A 10,339-nucleotide genomic window follows, 5' to 3' on the forward strand; every position below is an offset into this window, starting at 1 on the left:
TCGGATCGGGAGATTTGGCCATGTCCCGAATATGGGATTTCCTGGCCAAAATGGAAAGAGCGCGGCGGGGAGAGGCGTGCCGGACAGCGCTGCTCCTGACAGCAGGCTGTCAGGAGCAGGCGGGAAGGTGCGCCCGCAAGCCTCTTGTCGCTACACGCCCCTGGCGGCTGATGCGACCTGCGTAGCCGACCCGTTCAGGCGCGGCACCACGACGAGGCGTTTGATTTTGCCCTTCTTGTAGGCAGCGAGGAAGCGCGCATAATCCTTGAAGGCGACGCAGCCGCTCGACTGGCCGTAGCGGCCCCGAAGCAGATACGTATGGGCCAGAAACCCGTCGCGATTGTATTTGTTGCGGCCATCGACCGGCGTCAGGCGCAAGGCCTCCACACCATGAAAGCGCGACTCGCGCAGCGACAGATTATAGGTGTTGGGCGGTGTCGGCCCGCGGTTCTTCTGGTTGGCATAGCGCGGCTGGTCCGTCATGGCGCCGATGCCAGAATGCGCCTCGAGCTTCGAGCCGTCAGGCATGTAGACGGTGCCGGCGCTGATATCGTAGACGGCGACGCCATTTCCGGCTCCGCTTCTGGATCCCGGCGAGTTGAACAGGTTCCTGAACGCCTTGCCAAGGCCGCCCGAAGGCGTGTCGGGCTTGGCATAGGCCAAAACGTCACCGCCGTCGGCCGGCCGGCCTTGCCGCGTCGGTTTTGCCGGCTGAGCCTGCTGGACCGTCTCGCGTGCCTGCTTCGGCTGCTGGACGGGCTTGGGCTGCTGAACAGATTTGGGCTGCTGGACGGACTTAGGCTCCTGCTGGACGATTTTGGGCTGCGGCGGGTCGAATTGCGGGCGGCGGGTCGGCAACGGCACGTCGTCGGTCAGCGCGTCCGGCAGCGAGGCGGCATCGCCGGGTTGGTCCTGCTGGGTTTCGACGGGTGACACCGCGACATCGGCTGACGATTCCTCGATCGGCAGCGGTGAGGCGAACGCCTCGTCGTCGGCCGGCAGCGACTGCACGAGGGCAAGTGCCAACTGCGAATTGTCCGGTGTATCGGATTGGGCAAAGCCCATCGGCAACGGTGCGGTCTGCACGACCACCGAGCCGGTATCCAGCCGGGCGAAACGTTCGGCTGCCGGAACTGGCATGTTATCGGACAGGCTGGCCGTCACCTGGACGGACGGCACTAGCGACGCCTCGGCAATTCGCGGTGCGACGGTGGAGATCACCGGGCGCGTGTTGGCAGTGGCGGCAGGCTTTCCGGCGTCGGCAAAGGCAGCGGCCAGCTTCATCGGCGAAAGCGACGCTTCCATGCGTTCGAAGCGCTCCTGCGCCTTCGACTTCGCAGGGGCAGGCATCGGCTTTGCCTGCGCTACAAGGCGTTCGGATTTTTCCGCCTGCGAGCTTACCCTGGCCAGCTTGAAACAGCTGGCACCGCACTGCACCGAATGATCATGCAGGGCCTGAGTGCCGCCATTGGCGTTGGCCAGCACGAAGGGGGCTTTCAAGAAGTGCTGTTTCAGCGGATCGGTAAGTGCGAGCGATCCCGGCATGGACAGCGTCTGGGGCAGGCCAACCGAAGTCGCCGACAGCGAGGCGCCGACGGAACTGAGGCCGGCCATGGTGCCGATCAACCAAAGGCCGATGGCAGTGCTGACGCAAGGCAGCGCGACCCAGCGGGCCACCCGGCCAGCGTTGAAGGAAGAGGAACGCGGAGCATCGACGAACTCGCCGCCCTCATGCTGTCCCCGGTTTTTTTTGTGTGTACTCAACAACGCCATGCAACCAATCTCGCTTCAACCGGTTTCCCCGTACGTGGCCTTGAGAGCCGCGACGACCATTCTGTGAGTGATCCCAGGTGGTCCCCGACGCGTTTGCCGCGTCTGTAGTTGGTTGCCGATTGCTTCAAAATATGGACAAAGTTGGTTAATCAATTCCTCTCAAAACCAACGACGAGATGTGGATTTGGGCCAAATTTGGCTTCGTCCACGGCCAGGAAAGTGGTGTTGTCGCCCTTCCGACCTGGTTTTGCTGCCTGTTTTTGGCGGCCGAGTCAAGCAAAACAGCCGCTGCTAATTTTTGCGAAGCGCCTTCGCGCGGCATCTGCAGTGAGTGACTGCCAGCAGACATCGCCTGGGAAAGGCGCCTGCTTCCAGTAAAAATGTTGCCGGTCTTGCCAAGATTTCCCCTGCGGAAGGGCCTGAAGCAGCCCGTCCTCAGTTGAACCAGAGCGCAAACGTCAAAAACCCGCCGCCGCCGAACTGGCGCTGGATCTGGTCGAAATCGTCGCTGGTCACGAGTTCGCCGCTTTCGAGGTAGGGCGCGATGGCCGGGCCGCTGATCGACAGCACCAGATCGAAGTTTTTCGGGTCATCGAAGAAGCGCTTCATGTTGATGCCTAGGCCAGTGCTGGCGGTGACGCGGAAATGCGGCAGCAGCTTGCGGCCTTCCAGGAGATCCTCGGCCATGGTCAAGGCGGCGAGCCAGGCCTGAACCTGCTCCTCGCCGACTTCGAGGCCGGTGAGTGGGTTCTCGCCCTTCTGCTGCGGTCCAGGCAGCCATTCGCGGTCATTGTCGGTCTCGGCACGGATCGCCTTCCAGTCCTCACGCGACAGCCGGATCATTTCCAGCAAATGGCGGCGCGCTGCTTGACGGCGCTCCGGCTCGATCACCGGCCAGTTGACGAGATGCACCATCGAGATGAAATCGGCGATGCGCCATTCCGACGAGAAGATGCTCGAGCCCATGTCGCCGGCCGGCGGCACCAGAATATTCTGCAACGGCAGCTTGGCGCGCGGGAACAGCATATGGAACGAGCCGTCGAAGGTGCTCCTGAAATCATGCGCCAGCCAGAAATCGGCTTGGGCCATCAGGAACTCGGCATAGCCCTGCAGCCAGTATCCGTCGGCGCGGTCGAAACGGAAGGTGAGCGTGGGAACGGCATCGTCCGATGTAATGCCGCCCCGTGACAACGCGGCAATGATCGCCGCCATGCTCTCGTCCGGCGCGATGGTGCCGTCCTCGTTGAGGTCGATGCCCGCGCGGGTGAGATCTATGACCATGCCGATATCGGCATCGGGCGGCACCGACGCAAACGTGGCGGCGGATTTCTCCAGCCGGTCGCGGAAGCCGACCAGGATGGCGCGGAACTGCTCGTAAGTCAGCGGCTCGGGATTGGGATTATCGGGCACCGGCAACCGCATCAGCGGCAGCATGAAGGATTGCGGGCTTTCGAAACCATGACGGTGCAGGCCGGTGGCCAGGATCTCCAGTGCGGTGAAGAACTCGCCCGCCCCGGCCGCATAGGCGGATGCCGGGTCTTTTGGCGCGGCGGCCTCAAGTACCGACAGGGCAGTGTCGCGCGCGGCCACGCTCTTCGCCTCGAACAGTCGGGTGGCCGCTTCGGGCATTGCCGCCGACGAGGAAGACAGCGGCAGGAGCAAAATGAAAGCGGATGTCAGCAGGCCTGCCAGTCGTGTCATCTTTTCCCCCCAATATTTGTCGCGCCGCGCAAATATACACCATTTGCAACGCTGCGCTTCAACCCGCCGCGAGGACGGTTTACACAGGGCAAACAATTGGGCATCGCGTGTCGAACTATCCGCTTTCCTACAAGCTGTCCTGGCTGCCGCGTTTTCTCAAGCCATCGCTGGCCGGCGACGCGCAAGACTTTTCGCCCATTGCGGAAACGCTGATCGATTCAGCGCCAAGGCAGACGGTGCGGCTGGCGTTCGTCGGCGACATCTCGGCGGTGGCCAATCGCGGTGCGCCGGACTGCGATCCGGCGATCAAGGCGCTGCTCGGCGCGGCCGATCTGGTGATCGGCAATTGCGAAAGCCCTGTGGTGGATAGACCAAGCGCTGCGCTGGGCACAAGGCTCGGCACGCATCATGCGATGAGCGAGTTGTTTCTGGCCGAGGCGTTGGCGGCGGTTGGTATTGCGCGAGAGAAGCTCGTGCTGTCGCTGGCCAACAACCATGTGCTGGATCAGGGCATCGCCGGTTTCGACGAGACAATCGCGGCGCTGCTGCGGCTCGGCATCCGCACGATCGGCCTGGCCGCCGACGGTCCGGTTGTGCCGGTGCAGGTTGGATCGCTCAATGTAGGCTTTGCCGCCTTCACGCTGTGGCGCAACGCCGATGAAAAACTGTTTGCGGGGCGCGTTTCGATGGACAGCGATCCGGCCGGCTGGCCGCGCGATGGCTTAGACCTTCTCTGCGCCGTGCCGCATTGGGACTGGGAGTTCCGGCATTTTCCGCGTGCCGAGACGCGAGTTCTGGCCAGGCGGCTGGCCGGGCAGGGCGTCGGACTGATCGCCGGCCATCACGCCCATGTCGTTCAACCGGTGGAAAAGATCGACGGGACGATCGTCGCTTATGGGCTCGGCGATTTCCTCGGCACCGCCTTTGCGCGCCAGCCATGGCCGGGTCGCATCGGGTCTATCCTCCTTGTCGATGTCAGTGCCGATGCCGGCACGCGCGGGACGATCGCGTCTTACCGGCTGCATCACTTCATGCGCCTGCGCGCTGGCGACCGTGAGCGGCTGGTGGTGGTGGAGGCATTGGAGGGCCGAGTGCGTGACAAGGTCGAGGGGCGACTGAAAGCGGTCTTTCCTTAGTGCTGCAAGCGACGAGACGTTGCCTATGGGGTCCATGGCTGGCGCATGCATTTGTCTTTTGCTGCGCTGGTCGACCCCCACTCCGTCTCGGCTTCGCCGAGCCACCTCTCCCCCGATCGACGGGGTAGAGGAAAGCGCCAAGCTTTTTGCCGTCAGCGCTCGTCCAGCAACGCTCCTTTCCTTTCCCTCCGGAGGGGGGGAAGGTGGCGCTGCGAAGCAGCGACGGATTGGGGGAACCACGTGGTAATCAGGCGTGGACATTTGTTGAAGAGGCACTGCAGTCGATACATCGAACAAAACCAGCTATCATGAACTTGTCGAGGCTTGCGGGGGTAGCGGTGGAAACAGCGGATTTCATGCCGAGCGAAACGGTCATCGCCGGCATCCGGAAAGACATCGAGGCCTATGAAGCGGCGAGGGCTTCGGCGGTCCGGCAGGTGCGCTGGCGGGTGCCGGTGTTCGTGGGGCTGGTGCTGGTGGCCGTGGTGCTGGTCGCGTGGCTGTTCAACAAGGTCGCCGACCCCAACGAGCAATGGGTCTCGACGCCGCATGTATTTCTCTATGTGATCGGCTTCGCGGCTTCGATCCTGCTCTATTTCCAGGCCAGGAAACCGGCGACGCGGCTGCAGCAATCGTTCCGCGAGACGCTGCTGCCGATCATCTTCGGCTTCATCGCCGACATGCGCTACCAGCACAGCGTGACGCCGAATTCCTTCGACCGGTTGCCGCGCACGGCGGTTGGTCCGTTCAACCGCCAGGCGTTCGACGACATCGTCGCGGGCCGCTACGAAGGGTTTCCGTTCGAACTCTACGAGGCGCATCTGCGGGAAGGGTCGGGCAAGGGCTCGTCGACCGCCTTCCAGGGCGTCATCGTCGCCTTCGAGACCATCGCGCCGTTCCCCGGCATATTGGTGGCGACGCGCCGGACCAACGCGGTCATCAGCTTCTTTCGCGGCATATTCGCCAGCAAGCTGCAGGAGCTGTCCAGTGGCGATGCTTTGCTCGATGCCGCCTACGAGTTCCGCACCGACAATCTCGGAGCGGCACAGCCACTGGTGAGCGGCCGGCTGGCGCAGGCGCTGAAATGGCTTGGCGAAACCTGGCCCGACGATCCGGCCCGTGTCGCGCTCAATGGCAGCGATGGGTTCCTGCTGCTGCCGCAGACGAGGAACTTCTTCGAACTGCCGGATATTTCGGTGCCGCTCGACTACAGCAGGCATGTCGCGCCGATGATATCGGACATGGGCGCGATGCTGGCGACGGCGGCGCTGGTGCGAAAGATCGGCGGGAGGGACGAGGCAAGCTAGTCCGGCCGAGCATACGATCAACAATCGTAACCGGAGTTGTCACGCATATAGTCCGCTTCATCCTTCGACATTCTCTTGAACATCACACAGACGGTGAAGCTGCCGACTTGCCGCCCGTCGCGTCTGTATCCCCAGTCGGAAACATCGTCCCTGGTGAATTCTATAGTCTGGCCGAGGACGACATTGCGCACTGCCTCCGGCTGGTTTGCCAATATGCCGACGAAGCCGGTTTCCGTGCGGCGGAACGGGATGACCCAGAAGTGCTCGCGGACATTCCCATCGCGCACCTCGACCTTCAATTTGAACCTGTCCGTGCCCGAGGGCGGTGCTTCGGCCAGGGCCAGGAACTCATCCAAGCTGGCATGCGCCTTCGCAGTCGCTACCGCCATGTCGGGATCGTCCCTGGCAAACATAACCGTTTTGTCGTCGCCCGAATCCGCGCCTTGTGCGCCGGCCGATCCCGGAGCAAGCGCGAGCATCAGGGATATCATGGCCCGGACTGCAAGCTTCACGGAAGGCCCCCCTTCATCGTAACGACGCACCATCCTGCATCCGTTCCCGATTTGCAACCGGAGCGCGAGTTTTGATCCGCTTTGGAGTGGCGGTTTTGAACTGATCCATGAAACAAAATGTGTACCGAAGACCGGTCGGCAGTCTGTTTCGTGATGCCGCCCGAGGCGGATTGCGGCGGCCGCGCCGTGATCGAAACCGCCCGCCACATCTAGGTTAAACGACTCTTTTCGTGGACAGAAGTGCGCCATTGGGGGAGCCGAAGCGGCCTGAAATGATCTTGGCCGCAGACAATGTGTCGGAATTAAGCCTATGATATTGTTTGCGAAAATTCACCCAACGTGATTTGCGGAGGGAGCGCTTTCCGTTCCAGTTTCAGGCCGTCCGGTGCTGTCGTTTCCCAAGGCGGCGGTCCGGAAAGTGAAACAGCACGGAGTGCTTACCATGAAGAAGACCCTCGCAACCACCGCCGCTCTGCTCGCCTTCCTAGGCACCGCCTATGCCGCGACCGTTCAGGGCACCATCCAGGCCGTCGACCCGACGACCAAGTCGATCACGCTCGACGACGGCAAGATCTACCAGCTATCGCCGGAAGCGGCGGTCGGCAAATTGAAGGTCGGCGCCAAGGTAGCAGTGACCGTCGATGACAAGACCGGTATCGTGACGTCGATCAAGAAGGCTTCGTAAGGCGCCAGCGGACCTGCTGACCGAACTTTCAAACCCTGTTCCACTCTCATGGCCGGTCCCTACGAGGATCGGCCATTTTCATCCGTCGCCTCTCGATGCCGGGCTATCTGGATAAGGTCTTCCGGCTGGACCCCAGGGACGGCCGGCGGAACGCTGTCCGGCGGCATCGCTATGGTTTTTGCCAAAAAGCCGCGCTATCCCTTGGCCAACGGGGGATATTCATGGCCGACGAACAAAAAGGGTTTCGCCTGTCGCGGCGACTGCTGCTGGGTGCGGCTGTCGTCGGCGGCGCGATGCTGTGGGGCGGCAACACGGTGGCGCGGCTGGCGCGCGGGCCTTCGGGCCCAAAGAACGCAGGACGGATAGCCGATATAGACGGCTTCCCGCTGCCTCTGAAGCTGCCGGACAATGCGCCGGCCTTCGATGCGTCGCTGCCCTGGTCGGCAAAAGGCGGCGACATCAACGATGCCAGCGGCCTGTCGAGGACGCCGGTCTACGGCGTCGTCGAGGTCAGCGAGGACGAGCACATCGCCAAGGCGCTGGCCTTCGCGCATGCCAATGGCCTGAAAGTCTCACTGGCCGCCATCCGCCATTCGATGGGCGGGCATGCCTTCGACGACAACGCGCTGGTGCTCGACCTCAGAAAGTTCAACAAGGTGACCGTGGATGCTGCGGCGAAGACCATGACCTTGCAGCCGGGCGCGTGCTGGCACGACATCCAGAACCTTCTGCATCCGCACTTTGCGGTGAAGGCCATGCAATCAACCGACATCTTCTCGGTCGGCGGCTCGCTGTCGGTCAATGCGCACGGAATGGACCACCAGGCAGGCTCGGTGGCGGGCTCGATCCGCTCGATGCGAGTGATGCTGGCTGACGGCTCGGTGACGACCTGCTCGCCCACCGAGAACACCGAGCTATTCCGCCACGTCGTCGGCGGCTACGGCCTGTTCGGCGTGGTGCTGGAGGCGACGCTCGATATCGTCGACAACGTCGTCTACCGGACCTCGCGCGAAATCATCAGATCGGACGATTTTCCGAAATTCTTCGCCGAGGTGCTGGAGCCGAACAAGGAGATCGGCCTGTTCTACGGCCATCTGTCGACGGCGCCCGGCAATTTCCTCGAGGACATGATCGTCTACCGTTACGACAAGGTGGCGGAGCAGCCGCCGGCGGATCAGCCTGAGATCGGCGAGCCGGGTTCGGTCGGGTTGAAGCGGGTGATCATCAACCTGGCGAAATGGGGCAGCCTGTTCCAGGAGTTGAAGTGGTTCACCGAAAAGACGCTGGAGCCGAAATTCGAAAGCTGCACGGTGGCGCGCACCTCAGCCATGGCCGAGGGCGAGGCTTGTCTCGTCACCCGCAACAACCCGATGCACGATTCGGTCCCCTATCTCTTCAACGATCGGATGGAAGAAACCGACATCCTGCACGAATATTTTATTCCACGTGCCGCCTATGTCGAATTCATCGCGGAAGCGCGCGAGATCCTGCGCAACCAGACGCTGCCGGTGCTCAATGCTTCGGTGCGCATCGTCCACAAGGAGGATGTGGCGCTGACCTACGCGCCGGAGCCGGCCTATTCGCTGGTGCTCTACATCAACCAGCCGACCGATGCCGACGGCAATGCCAGGATGCGGGCGCTGACCCGGGCGCTGATCGACGCGACGATCAAGCATGGCGGCCGGTTCTTCCTGCCCTACCAGCTGCATTACACGGCCAGGGAGCTGCTGGCCTCCTATCCCGAACTGCCGGCCTTCCTGGCGGCGAAGCGGCAGTATGACCCGACAGAACTGTTTTCCTCGACCTTCTACCGTGCCATCAAGGCGCTGAGCGGGGTGGCATAAAAAGCAGGAGAACAACCCATGCGCAAGGTATCAGCTGCGGCACTCATCCTCATCGCGCTGTGCGCTGGCCCTGCCGGAGCCGAGGATCTCAAGGCCTTCAAGCTGACCATCGACGGCGTGACGGTCGATATCGATCCCGGCGAGAGCGCAGACGTGACCCTGCCTGGCGGCAAGCGGAGCAAGGTGACGCTCGAACGCAACGACTTCGCCACCTTTTCCGGCAGCGTTTTCTCCTTCGTTCACCCCAGCAACATTTCGGTGACCAAGACCGACCTCGGCGATGATATCACGCAGTATCTGATGGCGTCGGCTCTCGGCACGATCGTCGTGGTGCAGGAATATGGCGCGATGAATCCGGTGTCGCTTAACCAGCTGATGCTGCAGGAGATGACCAAGGAATCGGTGCAGGCCGGCGCCACGCTGACGCAGGAGCCGACCACGCGCAAACTCGCCGACGGCAAGGAATTGACCGGCATCCACGCCGAGGTGAAGACACGCACCGACACCGCCGATTTCGAGATCGTCGGCTTCGGCGTTGCCGATCGGGGGCTGCTGTTCATCACCCGCATTGCCGGTGAGGATGCAGCGACCGAAAAGCCGCTGGTCGACAAGTTCTGGCAGAGCCTGAAAGTCAAGTTGCAGCGGGACTAGGGTCGTGCCCGGTTTGGATTTTCGGTTGGGATCCACACTTTTGCGTAACGGCGGCTCAAGTTATTCTAACGATCCGGATGTGGAGATCCTGCAGCATGGCGAAGCTCATTTTCAGAATGAACCAGTCCCTCGACGGTTACGTCGACCACCAGAAAATGCCGTCAGGCCCGAAAATCTTTCGTCACTGGATGGAGCAAGTGCGCAATTTGAGCGGCAGTGTGTACGGTCGCGGCATGTACGAGGTCATGCGCTATTGGGACGAAGACCATCCTGAGTGGAGCGCGGAGGCGCACGAATTCGCGGCGGCGTGGCGGAACCAACCGAAATGGGTTGTGTCGCGCTCGCTGAAGTCGGTCGGCCCCAACGCCACACTTGTCGCGGACGACGTCGAGGCGGTGATAGGTAGGCTTAAGGCTGAGCTCGTCGGGGAGATTTCAGTTTCCGGACCGGACCTGGCGCGAAGCCTGACCGACCTTGGTCTTATCGATGCGTACCAACTCTATTTCCACCCGTTCGTGCTTGGTCAGGGTAAGCCATTCTTCGCCGGCCCCCGGCCACCGCTTCGCTTCGTGGCCAGCGATCCGATAGGCGACGACGTGATCAGGTTGACCTATGTGCCTTCCTGATCACGCGGTCGTCAAACGCCGGCGGGCCTAAAGCCCCTTCGGCATCAATCCGGCCAGCCAGTTCACGGAGCGTTTCGCGGCGTCGGCGGTTGCCGAAGCGGCGC

At 62.3% G+C, this 10,339-nt stretch carries 9 protein-coding genes; 6 read left to right on the forward strand and 3 right to left on the reverse strand.

Annotation, left to right across the window (positions count from 1 at the left end; genetic code table 11):
- Positions 1–150: 150 nt before the first annotated feature.
- Complete coding sequence (locus EOB49_RS29670) at positions 151–1,773, reverse strand: DUF2778 domain-containing protein (RefSeq protein WP_127383061.1); 1,623 nt, start codon at positions 1,771–1,773, stop codon at positions 151–153.
- A gap of 435 nt (positions 1,774–2,208) precedes the next feature.
- Entirely contained in the window at positions 2,209–3,474 is a 1,266-nt protein-coding gene (locus EOB49_RS29675) for a hypothetical protein (RefSeq protein ID WP_127383062.1), read from the reverse strand.
- 107 nt (positions 3,475–3,581) lie between these two features.
- Here EOB49_RS29675 and EOB49_RS29680 point away from each other — a divergent pair, with 107 nt between their 5' ends.
- Entirely contained in the window at positions 3,582–4,610 is a 1,029-nt protein-coding gene (locus EOB49_RS29680) for a CapA family protein (RefSeq protein ID WP_127383063.1), read from the forward strand.
- Positions 4,611–4,966: 356 nt separating this feature from the next.
- On the forward strand, positions 4,967–5,917 hold the full coding sequence (locus EOB49_RS29685; RefSeq protein WP_245472880.1) for a hypothetical protein: 951 nt from the start codon (positions 4,967–4,969) through the stop codon (positions 5,915–5,917).
- Positions 5,918–5,934: 17 nt separating this feature from the next.
- Here EOB49_RS29685 and EOB49_RS29690 read toward each other — a convergent pair whose 3' ends face one another.
- Entirely contained in the window at positions 5,935–6,678 is a 744-nt protein-coding gene (locus EOB49_RS29690; protein ID WP_245472881.1) for a DUF2314 domain-containing protein, read from the reverse strand.
- A gap of 193 nt (positions 6,679–6,871) precedes the next feature.
- Between EOB49_RS29690 and EOB49_RS29695 the strand changes: the two genes are divergently transcribed.
- From EOB49_RS29695 to EOB49_RS29710, 4 genes are all read left to right on the forward strand, one after another.
- Positions 6,872–7,114 (forward strand): DUF1344 domain-containing protein, encoded by a 243-nt coding sequence (locus EOB49_RS29695; RefSeq protein WP_027039358.1) that lies wholly within the window; start codon positions 6,872–6,874, stop codon positions 7,112–7,114.
- A 221-nt stretch (positions 7,115–7,335) separates the two neighbouring features.
- Positions 7,336–8,958, forward strand: coding sequence for an FAD-binding oxidoreductase (locus tag EOB49_RS29700; RefSeq protein ID WP_127383065.1), 1,623 nt, complete (start codon positions 7,336–7,338; stop codon positions 8,956–8,958).
- 18 nt (positions 8,959–8,976) lie between these two features.
- Positions 8,977–9,609: a hypothetical protein gene (locus EOB49_RS29705; RefSeq protein WP_127383066.1), complete on the forward strand. Its 633-nt coding sequence runs from the start codon at positions 8,977–8,979 to the stop codon at positions 9,607–9,609.
- A gap of 95 nt (positions 9,610–9,704) precedes the next feature.
- The gene (locus EOB49_RS29710; protein WP_127383067.1) at positions 9,705–10,235 is read left to right on the forward strand and encodes a dihydrofolate reductase family protein; all 531 of its coding nucleotides are present in this window, start codon (positions 9,705–9,707) and stop codon (positions 10,233–10,235) included.
- The last annotated feature ends 104 nt before the right edge of the window (positions 10,236–10,339 follow it).

Origin of the sequence: Mesorhizobium sp. M7A.F.Ca.MR.148.00.0.0 (assembly GCF_003997735.1) — a bacterium.
Taxonomy (GTDB): domain Bacteria; phylum Pseudomonadota; class Alphaproteobacteria; order Rhizobiales; family Rhizobiaceae; genus Mesorhizobium.